Here is a 17,417-nt window from a genome sequence, read left to right as displayed (position 1 = left end):
GGATGAGTCCGCGCAGGTCCGGTTCCGAGGGCGGTCGCGGCGACGACGGCTTCGACGGCAAGGCGTTCGTCGCCACGCTGAGCACGGCGCCCGGCGTCTACCGCATGCTCGCCGCCGACGGCGCGGTGCTGTATGTGGGCAAGGCGGCGTCGCTGCGCAAGCGCGTGGCCAACTACTTCAGCGCCACGCCCAAGCCGACGCGGATCATGGCGATGGTGGCGCAGATCGCGGACATCGAGGTCACCGCGACGCGCACCGAAGCCGAGGCGCTGCTGCTCGAGAACCAGCTGATCAAGTCGCTCAAGCCGCGCTACAACGTGATGCTGCGCGACGACAAGAGCTACCCGTACGTGTTGCTGACCCAGCAGGACTGGCCGCGCCTCGCCTTCCACCGCGGGCCGCGCGGGATTCCCGGCCGCTACTTCGGTCCGTACCCCAGCGCCAGCAGCGTGCGCGAAACGCTCAACGTGATGCACAAGCTGTTCCGCCTGCGCAGCTGCGAGGACAGCGTGTTCCGCAACCGTTCGCGCCCCTGCCTGCAGTTCCAGATCGGCCGGTGCAGCGCGCCGTGCGTGGGCATGGTGGATGCCGACGACTACGCACAGGCGGTGCGCCGGGCGACGCTGTTTCTGGACGGCCGCAGCGGCGAGCTCAACGAGGAGCTCGCCCAGGCGATGGAGCAGGCCTCGGCCGACCTCGAATTCGAGCGCGCCGCCGCGCTGCGCGATCTGCTCGCCACCATCCGCGGACTGCAGGCGCGGCAGTACGTCGACGGCAACATCGCCGATCTCGACGTGCTGGCGGTGGCGATGCAGGGCACCCAGGCCTGCGTGCTGCTGCTGGCCTTCCGCGACGGCCGCAATCTCGGCACCCGCGCGTTCTTCCCCAAGACCGCCGGCAGCGACGATCCGGCCGAGGTGCTGGCCGCGTTCGTCTCGCAGTACTACGCCGAGCAGACGCCGCCGCGCGAGATCGTGCTCGACCGGGCGATCGAGGATGTTCCGCTGCTGCAGGAGGCGTTCTCGCTGGCCGCCGGTCGTCGCGTGCAGATCAAGACCAGCGTGCGCAGCGAGCGCGCCGGTTACGTGGACCTGGCGCGTCGCAATGCGGGCATGGCGCTGGCCGCGCGGATCGACAGCCAGTCCGCGCAGGCCGCGCGCCTGGAAGCGTTGCGCGAACTGCTGGGGCTCGACACCGCGCCGCAGCGTATCGAATGCTTCGACATCAGCCACACCATGGGCGAGGCCACGGTGGCCTCGTGCGTGGTGTTCGACGGCGAAGGCCCGGTGCGCGGGCAGTACCGGCGCTACAACATCACCGACGTCACCCCCGGCGACGATTACGCGGCCATGCACCAGGCGCTGACGCGACGGTTCCGGCGTGCGGCGATCGCCCTCGGCCTGGTGCCGTCGGACGCGGACGCCGACAAGGGTGCGGCGGCGGGCGACGCCGCCGGCAACGCTGCGGGCGCGGCGGCGGTCGGCTCCGGCGCCGCTGCCGGATCGGGTGCGGACGACACCGGTGCGCCGGCCGGCTCGGACGGGACGGGAGGGGCGGGTGATGCGGACGCGCAACAGGGCGAGACGGCCGTCACGGGCGGCCGTCCCGATCGATCCGCCCGCGCGCGGGCTCGCGGCGCCGGCAAGTCGCCGCGGGTGGCGCGCGCCGATGCGATCCTGCCCGATGTGCTGCTGATCGACGGCGGTGCCGGCCAGGTCGCGCAGGCGCGCGATGTGCTGCAGGCGCTGGGCATCAGCGGCGTGATGCTGGTCGGCGTGGCCAAGGGCGAAGCGCGCCGCGCCGGGCACGAGGCGCTGCTGCTGCCCGACGGGCGCGAGATTCGTCCCGGTCCGGATTCGGCGGGGCTGCAGCTGGTCCAGCAGGTGCGCGACGAAGCCCACCGCTTCGCGATCACCGGGCACCGCGGCCGCCGCCAGAAGGCACGCAGCGTGAGCCGGCTGGAAGACATTCCCGGCATCGGACCGCGCAGACGCGCTAACCTGTTGCGGCATTTCGGCGGACTCGCCGGCCTCAAGGCCGCCGGCGCCGAGGAGATCGCCCAGGTCGACGGCGTCAACGCCGCGCTGGCGCGACGCATCTACGACAGCCTGCACGGCCTCGATTCCGCTTCCTGACGCCTTCCCCCATCGCGATCCCCCATGACGCTCACCATTCCCACCTGGCTCACCCTCGCGCGGATCCTGATGATCCCGTTGCTGGTGGTGGTGTTCTACCTCCCGTTCGCGTGGACCAACTTCGCCACCGCCGCGATCTTCGGCCTGGCCGCGATCACCGACTGGCTCGACGGCTGGATCGCGCGGCGGTACCACCAGTACTCCGCGTTCGGCGCGTTCCTGGATCCGGTCGCCGACAAGTTGATGGTGGCGGTGGCGCTGTTCCTGATCGTGCAGGGGCATCCCACGCCGTGGATGGCGTTCTGGGCGGCGGTGATCGTCGGCCGCGAGATCGCGGTGTCGGCGTTGCGCGAGTGGATGGCCGAGCTCGGGCAACGCGCCACGGTGCGGGTGCAGGCGATCGGCAAGTTCAAGACGGTGGTGCAGATGATCGCGCTGCTGTGCCTGCTGTACTCGGTCACGCCGGAGACGCCGTATGCCGCCACGCGTGCGCAGCCGTGGATGGGCGAGTTCGTGTTCCACATCGGCGACTGGCTGTTGGCGGTCGCGGCGCTGCTCACGTTGTGGTCGGGTCTGCAGTACCTGCGGGCCGCCTGGCCGGCCCTGATGAAGGGCGAGAAAAAAAGTGGTTGACACCACCGTAAGTGACGTTAGAATTTCGCCTCCACCGCGGGAATAGCTCAGTTGGTAGAGCGCAACCTTGCCAAGGTTGAGGTCGAGGGTTCGAGCCCCTTTTCCCGCTCCAGATTCAGACAAGACCCCGTCCGCGGGGTCTTGTCGTATCAGGGGGATCGATCGGTTTTCCGGTAGAATCCCGCAGCGTCACCGGCCTGGTGGCAGAGTGGTCATGCAGCGGACTGCAAATCCGCGTACGCCGGTTCGATTCCGACCCAGGCCTCCAGATCAGACCCCGGTATATCCGGGGTTTTTTCTTGTCTGGCCGACGGGCGCCGGAAGGGCTTGCCGGTGACGGCGGGCGCATCGGCTCGTGACGACAAGACGCGACGCGCGACACCGGTAGGCGTCGCAGCCACCGCTCCCCGCAGTGCGATGACGCGCCGAAAAAAAGCCCCGCATCGGCGGGGCTTTCGTGATCGGTGCGCGACGCGGGCACGCGGCATGCGATGCGGGACGTGGGCTCAGAAGCCGAAAAGTCCGTAAAGCACCAACGCGAAGCCGGCCAGCTGCATGCCCAGGATGGTGCCGATGCGCTCGCCGGGCGGCGTGCGCAGGCGTACGACGAGTGCGGCGACGCAGAGCGAGAAACCGACCGCCTTGGAGAGATCCTCTGGCGCCTGGTCGGTGAAGAAGCGGGAGAAGTAGAGCAGGGCCACCAGCGCCATGACCACGGCGAGGACGCGGTCGAAGTTGCCGGGAGTGCGTGGTGCAGGTGCGCGCAACGGAAATCTCCGCTCGGGATGGCCGGTGACCTTAGCTTACGCAGCCGTCGCACGCCAAAATGGTGAGGGCGACCAGGTCGAAGCGCCTGGACCGAAGCGACCGGGTCGCGAGGACACCGGTCGTTCGGAGCGGGGCGGCCCCGTCAGCGCGGCAGGTCGAAGCTCAGCACCTCGCCGTCGCCGCCTTCCAGCACGATGTGCGCCTCGTCCATCAGCTTCAGCGCATCGCCGGCCTTCAACGGCTGGCCATTGACGGTGGCGGTGCCGGTGGCCACGTGGACGTAGCCGAGCCGGCCCGGCGCGAGCGGGATGTCCACGCGGTCGTCGCTGCGCAGGATCGTGGCGTACAGCGCCGCGTCCTGGTGGATGCGCACCGAGCCCTCGCGGCCGTCCGGGGAGGCGATCAGGCGGGCCTTGCCGAGCTTGTCGGCGCGCTCGAAACGCTTTTCCTCGTAGCCGGGCTCGACGCCGTTGGTATCCGGCATGATCCATATCTGCAGGAAGTGCACCATCTCGCGGTCGGAGCCGTTGAACTCGCTGTGGCGCACGCCGGTGCCGGCGCTCATGCGCTGGACGTCGCCGTAGCCGATGCTGGAGCCGTTGCCCAGACTGTCCTTGTGCGCCAGTGCGCCGTCGAGCACGTAGGAGATGATTTCCATGTCCGCATGCCCGTGGGCACCGAAGCCCATGCCCGGCTGCACCTTGTCCTCGTTGATCACCCGCAGCGGCCCGAACCCCATGTGCCGCGGATCGTGGTACTGCCCGAACGAAAAGCTGTGACGCGACGACAGCCAGCCGTGTTCGGCAGGCCCACGGTCTTCGCTCTTACGGATCTCGTACATGGGTGTCTCCTATCATTCGAAAAAGTCGATGTTCAGACCAGGGTCGGCGTGTTCGCAGGCCGAAGCGATGTGAAGTAGTCTGCTGGTGGATGCTTGGAAACAGAAGCGAACGTTTTGCCGTGAAATGATCGAAATTTTCGAACAATGCGCCTGAGCCTCGACGCCTTGCAGATTCTCGACGCCATCGACCGCGGCGGCTCGTTTTCGGCCGCCGCGCGCGAACTGCATCGGGTGCCGTCGACGATCTCGTACGCCGTCGGACAGCTAGAAGAAGGCCTCGGCGTGCAGGTGTTCGAGCGCGCCGGTCCGAGGGTCCGGCTGACCGGCCCGGGCCAGGAGTTGCTGCGCGAGGGCCGTCATCTGCTGCGTGCCGCGCAGGACCTGGAACTGCGGGTGCGCCGGGTGGCCTCGGGCTGGGAAACGGAGGTCGCGCTGGGGCTCGACTCGCTGCTCGATCCCGGTGCGCTGGTCGACGACATCGCCGCCTTCTGCGCGACGGCCCTGGGCACGCGGCTGCGGATCGCGACCGAGGCACTGACCGGCACCTGGGAGGCCCTGCTGGAGCGGCGGGTGGATCTGCTGGTGGGGGCGGCGGGGGAGGGGCCGTCCGGCGGTGGCTACGTCGCCGAACCGATGGGCGCGCTGAGCTTCGTGTTCGCGGTGGCGCCGTCGCATCCGCTGGCCGCGATCGACCGCCCGTTGGGCAGGGCGGACCTGCAGCCGCACCGGGCGGTGATCGTGTCCGATTCGGCGCGCAAGCTGCTGCCGCGCACCGTGGGCCTGCTCAGCGGGCAGGACGTGCTGGCGGTGCCGGACATGCGGCAGAAACTGCGCTTCCAGCTCGCCGGGCTGGGCTTCGGTTTCCTGCCGGAGCCCTTGGCGCGGCCGTGCCTGGACGCGGGCACGCTGGTGGCGCTGGACGTCGACGAGCCGCGCGCGCCGGAGCCGCTGCACCTGGTCTGGCGCACCGAAGAGACCGGCGCCGGGCTGGACTGGTGGCGCCGGCGCCTGCGCGCGCCCGGTACGCTCGCGCGGCTGCTGTTGCGCGGGTGATCGGGGGCGCCGGCGCGCCACTTGCGTGTAGCGCCGGCGCTTTCCGACCGTGAGCAGGACACGCCGCCGCATCGCGCGCGCCCGGCCGGGCGTCCCGCTCGAGCGCGCCCTTCTGCAGGCGCGGGCATGCCGTTGCGCCTGTCCCGTGCGGCGCCGCCCCGACGATCACTTTCCCTGCCGCCCCGGCTCGGGCACCCTATGCCGCCTGCCCGGATGGCGAAACTGGTAGACGCAGCAGACTTAAAATCTGCCGATGGCAACATCGTGCCGGTTCGATTCCGGCTCCGGGCACCAATCGCGCGACCGCCATGGCCGCGTTCCGTCCCTCCGCTACCGGACCCGCCGTGCACGCACCCCCCGATCCAGTCCACGTCCGCATCGGCATCATCGGCCTCGGCTATGTCGGCCTGCCGCTCGCGGTCGCGTTCGGTCGGGAACGGGACACGCTGGGATTCGACATCGATCCCGTACGCGTGGACGAACTGCGCCGCGGCGTCGACCGCACCCGGGAAACCGAGGCCTCGGAACTGACTGCCGCCACGCACCTGCGCTTCACGGCCGATGCGTCCGACCTGTCCCCCTGCAACGTCTACATCGTGACGGTGCCCACGCCGATCGACGCACAACAGCGTCCCGACCTGCGTCCGTTGCAGGCCGCCAGCGAGACCCTGGCCGGCCTGATCGCGCCGGGCGATCTGGTGATCTACGAATCCACGGTCTATCCGGGGACGACCGAAGAGGTCTGCGTGCCGATCCTGGAGCGCTCGGGTCTGCGCTTCAACGTGGATTTCTTCTGCGGCTACAGCCCCGAGCGCATCAATCCCGGCGATCGGCGGCGCCGCCTGGCCGACATCCCGAAGGTGACGTCGGGCTCCACGCCCGACGTCGCGGCGGTCGTCGATGCGCTGTACGCCGGGATCGTCACGGCAGGCACGCATCGCGCGCCGTCGATCCGCGTGGCCGAAGCGGCCAAGGTGATCGAGAACATCCAGCGCGACGTCAACATCGGTCTGATCAACGAACTGGCGATGATGTTCGAGCGCCTGGGCATCGACACGCTCGACGTGCTGGAGGCCGCCGGCACCAAATGGAACTTCCTGCCGTTCCGGCCGGGGCTGGTCGGCGGGCATTGCATCGGCGTCGACCCCTATTACCTCACCCACAAGTCGGAGTCGGTGGGCTATCACCCCGAGCTGATCCTGGCCGCACGCGGCATCAACAATCGCGTCGGTGCGCACGTCGCGCTGCGGGTGGTGCGCCTGCTCGGCGAACGCGGCAAGCCGGCGGCCGGCGCGCGGGTGCTGGTGCTCGGATTGACGTTCAAGGAGAACTGTCCGGATCTGCGCAACAGCAGGGTGGTGGATGTGATCGACGGTCTGCGCACCGCGGGTGCCGAGGTCGACGTGCACGATCCCTGGGCCGATGCGGACGAAGCGCGGGCGATGTTCGGTTTCGACACCGTGCAGGCGCCGCGCGCCGGTCACTACGATGCGATCGTGCTGGCCGTGGCGCACGCCGCGTTCCGCGACTGGGACGCCGACGCGATCCGCGCGCTGGGGCGCGAGGACGCGGTGATCTACGACGTCAAATCGGTATGGCCCCGCGACGCGGTGGACGACCGCCTCTGAGACGCGCAACGCGCCGGCGAGTCCGGCGGCACCCTCGAGGACGGATGCACGCGCGGCGGTGGCGTGGAAGCCGCGTCAGCGATGTCGCCCGGCCGAGCCGTTAGACTCGGGACCATGAGTCAATCCACGCTGTCCGGCTTGAGCCGTTACTACGCCTGGTGGGCGTCCATCGCCCTGTGTCTGGTTTCGCTCGCGCTGACCCTGCGCTGGCCGATGTGGGGTTGGGCGGCGGCGGTGTTCGGAGCGCTCGCGGTGCTGGGTCTGGTCGATCTGCTGCAGACGCGCAGCACGCTGCGCCGCAACTATCCGCTGCTCGCGCACTTCCGCTACGGGCTCGAGTCGATCGGGCCGGAGATGCGGCAGTACTTCATCGAGGGCGATACCGCCGAGGTGCCGTTCTCGCGCCAACAGCGCGCATTGGTGTACCAGCGTTCGAAGTCGGTCAGCGACGTGCGGCCGTTCGGTTCGCAGCAGGGGGTGTACGCGGTGGACTACGAGTGGATCAACCACTCGATGCGGCCGTTGCACCTGGAAGAACACGACTTCCGTACCCAGGTCGGCCGCGATTGCGCGCAGCCGTATTCGGCCAGCGTGTTCAACATCTCGGCGATGAGCTTCGGCTCGCTGTCGGCCAACGCGATCCTCGCGCTCAATGCGGGCGCCGAGGCCGGCAATTTCTTCCACGACACCGGCGAGGGTTCGATCTCGCGCTATCACCGCGAACACGGTGGCGACCTGGTGTGGGAGATCGGTTCGGGCTATTTCGGCTGTCGCAGCCCGTCGGGCCTGTTCGATCCCGAGCGCTTCGTCGCCAATGCGCACGATCCGCAGGTGAAGATGATCGAGCTCAAGCTCTCGCAAGGCGCCAAGCCCGGCAAGGGCGGCATGCTGCCGGGCGCCAAGGTGACCGCCGAGATCGCCGCCGCACGCGGCGTGCTCGAAGGTGCGGACTGCATTTCGCCGTCCGGGCATTCCGCCTTCGATACGCCGATCGGCCTGCTGGAGTTCATCGCCCACCTGCGCGAACTGTCCGGCGGCAAGCCCACCGGGTTCAAGCTGGCCATCGGCCATCCGTGGGAGTGGTTCAACATCGCCAAGGCGATGCAGGTCACCGGCATCGCCCCCGACTTCATCGTCGTCGACGGTGCAGAGGGCGGTACCGGTGCGGCGCCGGCGGAGTTCATCGACCACGTCGGCGTGCCCATGCACGAGGCGCTGATGCTGGTGCACAACACCCTGGTCGGCCTGGGCATCCGCGAGCGGGTGAGCATCGGCGCGGCGGGGCGCATCGTCAGCGCCTTCGACATCGCCCGGACGATGGCGATGGGCGCGGACTGGTGCAACGCCGGCCGCGGCTTCATGTTCGCGCTGGGCTGCATCCAGGCGCAGAGCTGCCACAACGATCTGTGCCCGACCGGCATCGCCACCCAGGACCCGTCGCGCTGGAAGCATCTGGACGTCGCGGACAAGACGTCGCGCGTGCACCAGTTCCACGAGAACACCTTGCGCGCGCTGCGCGATCTGATCGCCGCGTCGGGCCTGTCGCACCCGCGCGAGATCGGCCCCGAGCACATCCTGCGGCGCGTGTCGCCGACCGAGATCCGCTCGTTGGCCACGCTGTACCGTTTCCTGGAACCTGGCGAACTGCTGCACGACAAGCCCCGCCACGCCGTGTTCCAGCAATTCTGGCCGGGCGCGCGCGCCGACACGTTCGCCCCGCCGGAACGCGTGCGCCCCGGCCCCGGCGAAGCCGCGGCCTGAGACGCAGCGCCGTCGCATCGCCGGTCTGTGACGGGCGAGGGTCGTCATTATCCGCGTGGTATGGAGGGTGCCTTCCAGGCTGAAGAGCGATCGGTTCTCGGTGACGGATGGCCGCTGCTGCGGCTGGGGTTTTCTGTGGCGACCGGTTCGGCCGCGGTGGCACCGGATGCGCCTGCCCTCCGAGTGCGAATGTCCCCCGGCGACGGCCATACGGCCGCCGCCTCCTCCTTGATTTCTCACTCGGAGGGCAGGCACACCCGGTGCTTCGACGTTTGCGGTCGTTCGAGAAGCACACCCATCACAGCACGGTAGCGGTTCGCACGTTCCGCAAGCCGAACCCCGTCGGAACCGGTGGCCTTCTCGGCGAAATCAAGGAGGAGGCCACCGCCGCATGGCGGTGGCCGAGGGACATTCGCGCGAGGAGGCCATCGGTTCCGGCGGGGCCTTTCAGGTCGCGAGTCCACTGGGCGAAGCGGCGCAGCCGAGACGCTCGACCAACCAGTTCCGGCAACGCATCACCTCCGCCCCGCGCGATTGGCGGGGCAGGGTCGGCCGGGATCAGAGCACCTCGGACGCGTAGTCGGCCAGGCGCGACCGCTCGCCGCGGCGCAGGGTCACGTGCGCGCTGTGCGCCCAGCCCTTGAAGCGGTCGACGGCGTAGGTCAGGCCGGACGTGGTCTCGGTCAGGTAGGGCGTGTCGATCTGCTCGACGTTGCCCAGGCAGACGATCTTGGTCCCCGGGCCGGCGCGGGTGATCAGGGTCTTCATCTGCTTCGGCGTCAGGTTCTGCGCCTCGTCCAGGATCAGCCAGCGCGACAGGAAGGTCCGCCCGCGCATGAAGTTCATGGAGCGGATCTTGATCCGGCTGGCGAGCAGGTCGTTGGTCGCCTGCCGGCCCCAGCTGCCGCCTTCCTGGTTGTGGGTGAGCACTTCAAGGTTGTCGGTCAGCGCGCCCATCCACGGCGTCATCTTTTCCTCCTCGGTGCCGGGCAGGAAACCGATGTCCTCGCCGACGCTCACCGTCGCGCGGGTCATGATGATCTCGCGGTAGCGCTGCTGGTCCATCGTCTGCGCCAGGCCCGCGGCCAGCGCCAGCAGGGTCTTGCCGGTGCCGGCCGTGCCGAGCAGGGTGACGAAGTCGATCTCCGGGTCCATCAGCGCGTTGAGGGCGAAGTTCTGCTCGCGATTGCGCGCGTTGATGCCCCACACCGCGTGCTGGCTGGCACGGAAGTCGTCGACGATCTGCAGCACCGCGCGCTCGCCGTCCACGCTGGCGACGCGGAACTCGGACGCGTCGTCCCCGGGCAGGTACAGGAACTGGTTCGGATACCAGTCGTCTTCGGGACCGGCGATGACCTCGTAATAGGTGCGGCCGCGATCGGTCCACGACTTCAGGTCCTTGCCCGAGCGCTGCCAGAAGTCCTCCGGCAGCGCGGTCGCGCCGGTGTAGAGCAGGCTGAAATCGTCGAGCGCGCGGTCGTTCTCGTAGTCCTCATTCGGAATGCCGGCGATCGCCGCCTTGATCCGCAGGTTGATGTCCTTGGACACGAACACCACCGGGTAGTCCGGCGATTCGCGGCGCAGCGCGAGAATGGCGCCGAGGATGCGGTTGTCCGGGGCGGCCGCGCCGAACGAGGTCGCGTCCTCGCTGGGCGCGGTGGTCTGGAAGTAGAGGTTGCCGGTGCTGTGCGCGCCCCGCAGCTGGATGCTGCCCGGGCGGTTGAGGGTGAGGCCCGATGCGATGCGGTCGGTGCCCTGTTCCTCGATCAGCTCGTTGATGAAACGGCTGACCTGGCGGGCGTTGCGGCTCGCCTCGGATGTGCCCTTCTTGCCGTTGTCGAGCTCCTCGATCACCTGCATCGGCAGGTAGACGTCGTGCTCCTCGAACTTGAACAGTGCGGTCGGGTCGTGCATCAGCACGTTGGTGTCCAGCACGTAGATCCGCTTGCCCTTGGTCATCATCGAATGTGAGATCCGTGTGGGTGGGAGGGAACGACAGGCGCACGGCCGCAGATCGCCGCGACCCGCGGAGCGGGGTGGCGACCATGAGCCGGTGCGGGGTGGATCACTGGGAGCGGGCCGCCTTCAGGGCGTCGAGCACCGCCTGCGCGTGGCCGGGGACGCGAACCTTGCGCCAGGCCTCGACGATGCGGCCGTCGGGGCCGATCAGGAACGTGCTGCGCTCGATGCCGAGCACCTTGCGGCCGTACATGTTCTTTTCCTTGATCACGTCAAACGCGCGGCACAGGGCCTCGTCGGCGTCGCTGACCAGCGGGAAGCGGAACCCCTGCTTGGCGCAGAAATTGTCGTGCGACTTCACCGAGTCGCGCGAGACGCCGAGGACCGTGGCATCGAGCGCTTCGAACTCGGGCAGCAGGGCGTTGAAGTCGATGCCTTCGGTCGTGCAGCCCGGGGTGGCGTCCTTCGGGTAGAAATACAGCACCAGCCAGCGGCCGGCGAAATCGCCGAGGGTGGTGTGGACGCCGCCGGACAGGGCCAGGGGCAGCTTGAGGGTGGTGCGGTCGAGCGTGTCGCCTGGGGTCATCCGTCTTCCGTCGTTGAAGCGCGTCGTTGAAACGGTGGGGTGGACCGTCAGAACTTCATCGGGTCCATGATCGCGTCCAGGTTCAGATGGTCGCAGAACTCGAGGAAATCGTCGCGCAGCGCGGCGATGTGCATGTCGGCCGGCACGCCGATGGTGACCTGGGCCGAAAACATGTCGGCGCCGGTCTGCATCGCGCGGTAGCGCGAGGAGTGCAGGCTTTCGATGGTGATGCTCTGGCGGTCGAAGAAATCCGCCAACTGGAACAGGATCCCGGGCTTGTCCGCGGCCACGACCTCGACCACGTACGGCAGCAGGTTGGACTGCAGCGGCTTGGGTCCGGTGCGTGCCCAGATCAGCTTGAGGCCGTCCTCGCGGTCGAGGCGCGACAGCATCGCCTCCAGCTTGGCGACCGCATCCCAGGAGCCCGTGGCCAGTGCGGTCACGGAGACATCGCGGCCCACCGTGGACAGGCGCGCATCGACGAGGTTGCAGCCGCTGTCGGCGATCCGGCGGCTGACCGACAGCAGCGGCGAGCTCGGATGCGTCGTATAGGCGTTGATGAGCAGGTGGTTCTCGTTCGGCGCAGGCCGGGAGGCGGTATCTGGATCGGTCAAGGCGGCGTCCGCGGCAGTCGGGTCTGAACGGTGGCCGGGCAGAGGCCCGTCACCGTCGCCAGCATACTTGCCGGTGCTTCCGGGCCGCAAGTAACATCGTGTCCGTTCGCGGCGTTGCGCCGCGGTTTTTCCGCGGTTTTTTCCGCATCGACCCTGGACGACGGCATCTTGCGACTTTCTGGCAGCATCACCGCCCTGGCGACCCCGTTCTCGGTGTCCGGCGAACTCGATCTCGACGCCTGGCAGACCCTGCTCGACCAGCAGCTCGACGCCGGCACGAATGCCCTGGTGGTCGCGGGCTCCACCGGCGAGGCGGCCGCGCTGTACAACCCTGAATTCGACTTGCTGGTGCGCTCCGCCGTGCAACGGTCGGCCGGGCGGGTGCCGGTGTTGGTCGGGACCGGCGCTTCCAGCACCGCGCGCACCATCGAACAGACGCGCCGCGCCGCGGATCTCGGCGCGGATGCCGCGCTGGTGGTCACGCCGCCGTACGTGCGGCCGACCCAGGCCGGCCTGGTCGCGCATTTCCGCGCCGTGGCCGACGATGGTGCGTTGCCGCTGGTGCTCTACAACGTGCCGCCCCGGACCGGTTGCGACATGCTGCCCGAGGCGGTGGCCGAACTGGCGGTGCACCCGGCGATCCTCGGCGTCAAGGAAGCGCGCGGTGAACCCGAGCGCATGCAGGCGCTGCTGGCATTGCGCTCGGAGGCGTTCCTCGTGTTCAGCGGCGACGACCCCACCGCCGCCCGGGCGATGCTGGCCGGTGCCGACGGAGTGATCTCGGTGGTGTCCAACATCGTGCCGGCGACGTTCCGGCGCTTGGCCGCGCTGGCTGCCGACGGACGCGAGGCGGAGGTCCAGGCGCTCGATGCCGAATTGCAGCCGCTGTACACCTTCGCCGGTATCGAACCGAACCCGATTCCGGTCAAGGCCGTGCTCGCACGCCAGGGCATCGGCCATGGGTTGAGGCTGCCACTGACCGCACTGTCCGCCGAACATGCCGCTGCCGCCGATCGGGCGCAGGCGCTCGCGCAGGCACTCGAACGTACCAGCCGCGATACACTCGCGGCCTGACCTGCAGGAGATCCCGATGTCGCTCACCCATTCCCGCGTTCGCACCGCTGTCCTGGCCGGATTGGCCGTTGCGGTGCTGGGCACCTCCGGCTGCGGCTGGTTCCGCAAGGAGAATGCGCTGTACGTGCAGGATCCGCGTCCGCTGGAAGTGCCGCCGGATCTGGACCGCCCGAACACCGATGGCGCGCTGGCGCAGCCCCAGGGGGCGCAGTCGGTGAGCCGCTCCGAAGTCGGCGCGGGCGCATCGCGCGGCGCACCGGCCGCGGGCACCGGCGGCTTCGCCGTGTCCGGCGATCGCGAGCAGGCCTTCGCCCGTGTCGGCGAGGCGCTCGACGCCATCGATGGCGTGACCGTGTCCAGCCGCGCGCAGCTGTTGGGCACCTACGATGTCGTCTACGGGGGCGACAGCTTCCTGATCCGCGTCGCGGCGACCGGCGAGGGCGCCTACGTATCCGCGGTCGATCCGCGCGGCGTGCCGGCGTCCGGCCAGGCGCCGACGGAGCTCATGGCCGCGTTGCGGGCCCGACTGGGCAACTGAGCGATCGGTGCCGCGCCGGGGCGCTCACGCGAGCGACCCCGGCAGTGCCGGTCCGGCGATACGGTCGATCGAAAAAGGGCGCCCTCGGGCGCCCTTTTTTTCTGTCCCGTCTTGGGTCGGCGGCGGGTGCCGACCCGCGCCCGGTCAGCGCTCGAGCAGTGGCAGCTTGTCCGGCTTGCCTTCCCAGTCCTTGGCGTCGGGTGCCGGTTCCTTGCGGGTGGTGATGACCGGCCAGGCCTGCGACAGCTCGGCATTCAGCGCCACGAACGACTCCTGGCCCGCAGGCACATCGTCCTCGGGATAGATCGCGTTGATCGGACACTCCGGCTCGCACAGGGTGCAGTCGATGCACTCGTCCGGATCGATCACCAGGAAGTTCGGACCCTCGTGGAAGCAGTCGACCGGGCACACCTCGACGCAGTCGGTGTACTTGCACTTGATGCAGTTCTCGGTGACGACGAAGGGCATGGGATCCTCGGACGGTACGGCGCGGGCAGCGCGCAAGTTTAATGCAGGTGCCGGGCGTGGGTGCGAGCGGTTCGCATCGCGCAAGGTGCCGCCAGGGCCGGATAGCCTCCCGTAGGGGCCTTGCCCTGCATGCGCATGCAGGGCCGGCGTCCCGTCCGGCGCCGTAAACGAAGAAAGCCCGCGTCATGCGACGCGGGCTTCCGGAAGATGGCGCTCCCTACGGGATTCGAACCCGTGTTTTAGCCTTGAGAGGGCCACGTCCTAGGCCTCTAGACGAAGGGAGCTGGGATCGGCCCGAGCGGGCCGCCGGTTGGACGTCCGGCCTGCAGGAGGCGCTGGCCCCGTGCAGCTTGCTAGTATAGCAGCACATGGACGCCGTTGTGTCGTCCGAATGCGCCGCGACGAGAACGATTCAGTCGCCCGGCGCGCCGCTCCCAGACACGCTTGATGACCCAGACTTCTCATACCCTCATCCCGACTCCGCGCAGCATCGCCCGGGAAGATCATCCGATCTCGCGCAAATCGATCAGCCCCGGCGCCTTGCGCGTGCTCTATCGCCTGCGCGAGGCGGGGCACGGCGCGTTCCTCGTCGGCGGTGCTGTCCGCGACCTGCTGATCGGCCTGGCCCCGAAAGACTTCGACATCGCCACCGACGCCACGCCCGAAGAGGTCAAGGCGCTGTTCCGCAACTCGCGTCTGATCGGTCGCCGGTTCCGGCTGGCGCACGTGGTGTTCGGCCGCGAGATCGTGGAGGTCGCGACTTTCCGCTCCAACGCGGACGACGGCAGCGGCGATCGCGAGACCCACGAGGGCGGACGGTTGCTGCGCGACAACGTCTACGGCTCGATCGAGGAGGACGCGATCCGCCGCGACTTCACCGCGAACGCGCTCTACTACGCGATCGAGGATTTCTCGGTCCGCGATTACGTGGGCGGTTTCGAGGACGTGCAGAACCGCGTGCTCAAACTCATCGGCGATCCCGAGCAGCGGTACCGCGAGGATCCGGTGCGGATGCTGCGCGCGGTGCGCCTGGCCGCGAAGCTCGATTTCAGCATCGCGCCCGAGACCGCCACGCCGATCCCGCGGCTGGCGCCGTTGCTGCACGAGGCCGCGCCGGCGCGGCTGTTCGAGGAGTGCCTGAAGCTGTTCCTGTCCGGGCACGGCGAAGCCAGTTTCCTGGGCCTCGAGCAGCAGGGTCTGTTGGCTGTGATGTTCCCCGAAAGCGCCGCGGCGATGGCCAACAACCGCAGCGGTGCCCTGCGCCGCGTGGTGCTGGCCGGCCTGCGCAATACCGATGCCCGGGTGGCGGCCGACGAGCCGGTGTCGCCGGCGTTCCTGTTCGCCCTGCTGCTGTGGCCGGCGTATTGCCACGCGCTGATGGGGCTGCAGGCGTCGGGGACCCATGCGGCCGAGGCGCAGCGCCGTGCCGCCGATCGGGTCACGTTGCACCAGCTGACCACGATCGCCCTGCCGCGTCGCTTCTCGGTGCCGATGCAGGAGATCTGGTTGCTGCAGACCCGGTTCCCGATGCGTCAGCGCAAGCGCGTGGTGCGTACGCTCTCGCACCCGCGGTTCCGGGCGGCCTTCGATTTCCTGGTGCTGCGCGATGCGGCCTCGGGCAGTCATGCCGAGGACGTGACGTTCTGGCGCGACGCGCAGGACGATCCCGACCACGCGCTCGCCGTGCAGCAGTCCCAGGACGCCAGCGAGGACACCGAGGCCGCGCCGCGCCGCCGCCGGCGTCGCCGGCGCGCCTAGGCCACGCCGATGAGCGCTCCGGCCGCGTCGATCGCGACGGATGTCGCGGTCGGCATCGGCGCGAACCTCGGCGATGCGGCCACGCAGGTGCGTGCGGCGTTCGATGCGCTGGCCGCCTTGCCCGGGACGGTGGCGTGCACGCCGTCGCCGTTGTACCGGACGCCAGCCTGGGGCCGGACCGACCAGCCGGATTTCGTCAACGCGGTGGCGCGCTTGCGCACGACCGCATCGCCCTCGGGGCTGCTCGACGCGTTGCTGCGGATCGAGGCGCGCTGTGGACGCCTGCGGGCGGCGGACGGACGCGACCGCTGGGGGCCGCGGACGCTCGATCTCGATCTGCTGCTGTACGCACGACGGACGATCGCGCTGCCCGACCTGCAGGTTCCGCATCCGCGCCTGCACCTGCGTGCGTTCGCCCTGCAGCCGTTGCTCGATGTCTGGCCGGACGCCGAGATCCCCGGCGTCGGGCGCGCCGTCGATGCACTCCGTGCGCTGGGGGAGGCGCCGCTACGCAGGGTGGATGGCGAGACCGGGTGATGCGTCGGGAGCACCGGCAACGGAACGCGGTGCACTCCGATGCGCCCGGCACGCGCGCGCACGGCCGCATCGACGCGCTTAGACTTGGCGCATGAACGCACCGATCAAGCCGCTCACCGTTCCCGACCTCCTCGCCGCACGCGCTGAAGGGCGCCGGCTGGCCATGCTCACCGCCTACGACGCCGGTTTCGCCCGTGTGCTCGACGCCAACGGGGTCGACCTGCTGCTGGTCGGCGATTCGCTGGGCATGGTGGTGCAGGGGCATGGCTCGACGCTGCCGGTCAGCGTGGACGACATGGTCTACCACACCGCTTGCGTGGCACGGGCGGTCCGGCGGGCACTGCTGGTGGCCGACCTCCCGTTCCAGGCCGACGCGACCTGCGAGCGCGCGCTCGATGCCGCGACCCGCTTGTTGCAGGCGGGGGCGGGCATGGCGAAGCTGGAAGGCGCCGGGCCGAAGCTCGAGATCATTCGGTTCCTCGTCGAGCGCGAGATCCCGGTGTGTTCGCACCTCGGGCTGACGCCGCAGTCGGTGCTGCGCATGGGCGGGTTCAAGGTCCAGGGGCGCGAGGCCGCGGCCGCGCAGCGCCTGCGCGAGGAGGCGCGCGCGGTGGCCGAGGCCGGCGCGGCGCTGATCGTGCTCGAGGGGGTGCCGGCGGCGCTGGCCGCCGAGATCACCGCCGCCAGTCCGGTGCCGACGATCGGCATCGGCGCCGGTGCCGACTGCGACGGCCAGGTGCTGGTGCTGCACGACATGCTGGGCCTGGACAGCGGCCATCGGCGGCCGCGCTTCGTGAAGGACTTCCTCGCCGAGGGCGGTTCGGTGGCGGGTGCGGTGCAGGCCTATGTCGCGGCCGTGCGCGACGGCAGCTTCCCGGCGCAGGAGCACGCCTACCGGTAACCGCGCCGAAGGCGGCCCGGCGCGCCGCGCCGAACCGCTGCGCGGTGCGTCAGCTCGCGTCCATCGTGGGCGCACGATGTGCGTCCATGCCGGCGGCCGGGCGGCGTGCATGCGGTGGGGTGTCGGCCTGGCGCCGGGCAGGGCGCCGATCGCCCGACGGCTG

At 69.6% G+C, this 17,417-nt stretch carries 16 protein-coding genes and 4 tRNA genes; 13 read left to right on the top strand and 7 right to left on the bottom strand.

The genetic code is table 11. The features are described from left to right. Positions 1-2 precede the first annotated feature (2 nt). From uvrC to RG19_RS09095, 4 genes are all read left to right on the top strand, one after another. On the top strand, positions 3-2,135 hold the full coding sequence (uvrC, locus tag RG19_RS09110) for an excinuclease ABC subunit UvrC (RefSeq protein ID WP_058835001.1): 2,133 nt from the start codon (positions 3-5) through the stop codon (positions 2,133-2,135). 24 nt (positions 2,136-2,159) lie between these two features. After that, positions 2,160-2,768: a CDP-diacylglycerol--glycerol-3-phosphate 3-phosphatidyltransferase gene (gene pgsA / locus RG19_RS09105; RefSeq protein ID WP_058835000.1), complete on the top strand. Its 609-nt coding sequence runs from the start codon at positions 2,160-2,162 to the stop codon at positions 2,766-2,768. Between the two features lie 36 nt (positions 2,769-2,804). Then, a tRNA-Gly gene (locus tag RG19_RS09100) sits at positions 2,805-2,880 on the top strand. 82 nt (positions 2,881-2,962) lie between these two features. Further along, positions 2,963-3,036, top strand: a tRNA-Cys gene (locus RG19_RS09095). Between the two features lie 238 nt (positions 3,037-3,274). On the opposite strand, the gene RG19_RS09090 is transcribed toward RG19_RS09095, so the two are convergent. Both RG19_RS09090 and RG19_RS09085 read right to left on the bottom strand, forming a co-directional pair. After that, a complete protein-coding gene (locus RG19_RS09090) occupies positions 3,275-3,535 on the bottom strand; it encodes a hypothetical protein (RefSeq protein WP_058834999.1) in 261 nt (86 codons plus the stop codon). Positions 3,536-3,678: 143 nt separating this feature from the next. Beyond that, positions 3,679-4,377, bottom strand: coding sequence for a pirin family protein (locus RG19_RS09085; protein WP_058834998.1), 699 nt, complete (start codon positions 4,375-4,377; stop codon positions 3,679-3,681). Positions 4,378-4,521: 144 nt separating this feature from the next. On the opposite strand from RG19_RS09085, the gene RG19_RS09080 reads away from it, so the two are divergent. The 4 genes from RG19_RS09080 to RG19_RS09065 all read left to right on the top strand — a co-directional run bounded on the left by RG19_RS09080 (position 4,522) and on the right by RG19_RS09065 (position 8,819). Beyond that, positions 4,522-5,430 (top strand): LysR substrate-binding domain-containing protein, encoded by a 909-nt coding sequence (locus RG19_RS09080; RefSeq protein WP_058834997.1) that lies wholly within the window; start codon positions 4,522-4,524, stop codon positions 5,428-5,430. Between the two features lie 207 nt (positions 5,431-5,637). Beyond that, positions 5,638-5,724, top strand: a tRNA-Leu gene (locus tag RG19_RS09075). 50 nt (positions 5,725-5,774) lie between these two features. Then, positions 5,775-7,058 (top strand): nucleotide sugar dehydrogenase, encoded by a 1,284-nt coding sequence (locus RG19_RS09070; protein ID WP_058836517.1) that lies wholly within the window; start codon positions 5,775-5,777, stop codon positions 7,056-7,058. A 138-nt stretch (positions 7,059-7,196) separates the two neighbouring features. After that, positions 7,197-8,819 carry an FMN-binding glutamate synthase family protein gene (locus RG19_RS09065; protein ID WP_058834996.1) on the top strand — a complete coding sequence of 541 codons (1,623 nt, stop codon included), beginning with the start codon at positions 7,197-7,199 and terminating at the stop codon, positions 8,817-8,819. Between the two features lie 558 nt (positions 8,820-9,377). On the opposite strand, the gene RG19_RS09055 is transcribed toward RG19_RS09065, so the two are convergent. From RG19_RS09055 to RG19_RS09045, 3 genes are all read right to left on the bottom strand, one after another. After that, complete coding sequence (locus tag RG19_RS09055) at positions 9,378-10,778, bottom strand: PhoH family protein (RefSeq protein ID WP_058836516.1); 1,401 nt, start codon at positions 10,776-10,778, stop codon at positions 9,378-9,380. Positions 10,779-10,884: 106 nt separating this feature from the next. Continuing rightward, entirely contained in the window at positions 10,885-11,364 is a 480-nt protein-coding gene (locus RG19_RS09050; protein WP_058834994.1) for a peroxiredoxin, read from the bottom strand. Between the two features lie 47 nt (positions 11,365-11,411). Continuing rightward, entirely contained in the window at positions 11,412-11,978 is a 567-nt protein-coding gene (locus tag RG19_RS09045; protein WP_058834993.1) for a glycine cleavage system transcriptional repressor, read from the bottom strand. Between the two features lie 168 nt (positions 11,979-12,146). On the opposite strand from RG19_RS09045, the gene dapA reads away from it, so the two are divergent. Further along, a complete protein-coding gene (dapA, locus tag RG19_RS09040; RefSeq protein WP_058836515.1) occupies positions 12,147-13,052 on the top strand; it encodes a 4-hydroxy-tetrahydrodipicolinate synthase in 906 nt (301 codons plus the stop codon). 16 nt (positions 13,053-13,068) lie between these two features. Then, positions 13,069-13,590: a hypothetical protein gene (locus RG19_RS09035; RefSeq protein ID WP_058834992.1), complete on the top strand. Its 522-nt coding sequence runs from the start codon at positions 13,069-13,071 to the stop codon at positions 13,588-13,590. 144 nt (positions 13,591-13,734) lie between these two features. Here the strand turns inward: RG19_RS09035 and fdxA are convergent, their stop codons facing one another. After that, the gene (gene fdxA / locus RG19_RS09030; protein ID WP_058834991.1) at positions 13,735-14,058 is read right to left on the bottom strand and encodes a ferredoxin FdxA; all 324 of its coding nucleotides are present in this window, start codon (positions 14,056-14,058) and stop codon (positions 13,735-13,737) included. Positions 14,059-14,266: 208 nt separating this feature from the next. Further along, a tRNA-Glu gene (locus RG19_RS09025) sits at positions 14,267-14,342 on the bottom strand. A 163-nt stretch (positions 14,343-14,505) separates the two neighbouring features. Between RG19_RS09025 and pcnB the strand changes: the two genes are divergently transcribed. The 3 genes from pcnB to panB all read left to right on the top strand — a co-directional run bounded on the left by pcnB (position 14,506) and on the right by panB (position 17,254). Then, entirely contained in the window at positions 14,506-15,816 is a 1,311-nt protein-coding gene (gene pcnB / locus RG19_RS09020; RefSeq protein WP_058834990.1) for a polynucleotide adenylyltransferase PcnB, read from the top strand. 9 nt (positions 15,817-15,825) lie between these two features. Beyond that, a complete protein-coding gene (gene folK, locus RG19_RS09015; protein ID WP_058834989.1) occupies positions 15,826-16,353 on the top strand; it encodes a 2-amino-4-hydroxy-6-hydroxymethyldihydropteridine diphosphokinase in 528 nt (175 codons plus the stop codon). 91 nt (positions 16,354-16,444) lie between these two features. Next, a complete protein-coding gene (panB, locus tag RG19_RS09010; RefSeq protein WP_058834988.1) occupies positions 16,445-17,254 on the top strand; it encodes a 3-methyl-2-oxobutanoate hydroxymethyltransferase in 810 nt (269 codons plus the stop codon). Positions 17,255-17,417 lie beyond the last annotated feature (163 nt).

Origin of the sequence: Luteimonas abyssi (assembly GCF_001482195.1) — a bacterium.
In the GTDB taxonomy this organism is placed as follows: Bacteria; Pseudomonadota; Gammaproteobacteria; order Xanthomonadales; family Xanthomonadaceae; genus Luteimonas; species Luteimonas abyssi.
Note: the sequence above shows the minus strand (reverse complement) of the source record. Positions and strands in the feature narration are given on the sequence as shown.

Excerpts from the sequence above, each read along its gene's own strand:
- pcnB (WP_058834990.1), top strand. The coding sequence starts at position 14,506 with ATGACCCAGACTTCTCATACCCTCATCCCGACTCCGCGCAGCATCGCC.
- uvrC (WP_058835001.1), top strand. The coding sequence starts at position 3 with ATGAGTCCGCGCAGGTCCGGTTCCGAGGGCGGTCGCGGCGACGACGGC.
- pgsA (WP_058835000.1), top strand. The coding sequence starts at position 2,160 with ATGACGCTCACCATTCCCACCTGGCTCACCCTCGCGCGGATCCTGATG.
- RG19_RS09085 (WP_058834998.1), bottom strand. The coding sequence starts at position 4,377 with ATGTACGAGATCCGTAAGAGCGAAGACCGTGGGCCTGCCGAACACGGC.
- fdxA (WP_058834991.1), bottom strand. The coding sequence starts at position 14,058 with ATGCCCTTCGTCGTCACCGAGAACTGCATCAAGTGCAAGTACACCGAC.
- RG19_RS09055 (WP_058836516.1), bottom strand. The coding sequence starts at position 10,778 with ATGACCAAGGGCAAGCGGATCTACGTGCTGGACACCAACGTGCTGATG.
- folK (WP_058834989.1), top strand. The coding sequence starts at position 15,826 with ATGAGCGCTCCGGCCGCGTCGATCGCGACGGATGTCGCGGTCGGCATC.
- RG19_RS09035 (WP_058834992.1), top strand. The coding sequence starts at position 13,069 with ATGTCGCTCACCCATTCCCGCGTTCGCACCGCTGTCCTGGCCGGATTG.
- RG19_RS09080 (WP_058834997.1), top strand. The coding sequence starts at position 4,522 with ATGCGCCTGAGCCTCGACGCCTTGCAGATTCTCGACGCCATCGACCGC.
- panB (WP_058834988.1), top strand. The coding sequence starts at position 16,445 with ATGAACGCACCGATCAAGCCGCTCACCGTTCCCGACCTCCTCGCCGCA.
- RG19_RS09050 (WP_058834994.1), bottom strand. The coding sequence starts at position 11,364 with ATGACCCCAGGCGACACGCTCGACCGCACCACCCTCAAGCTGCCCCTG.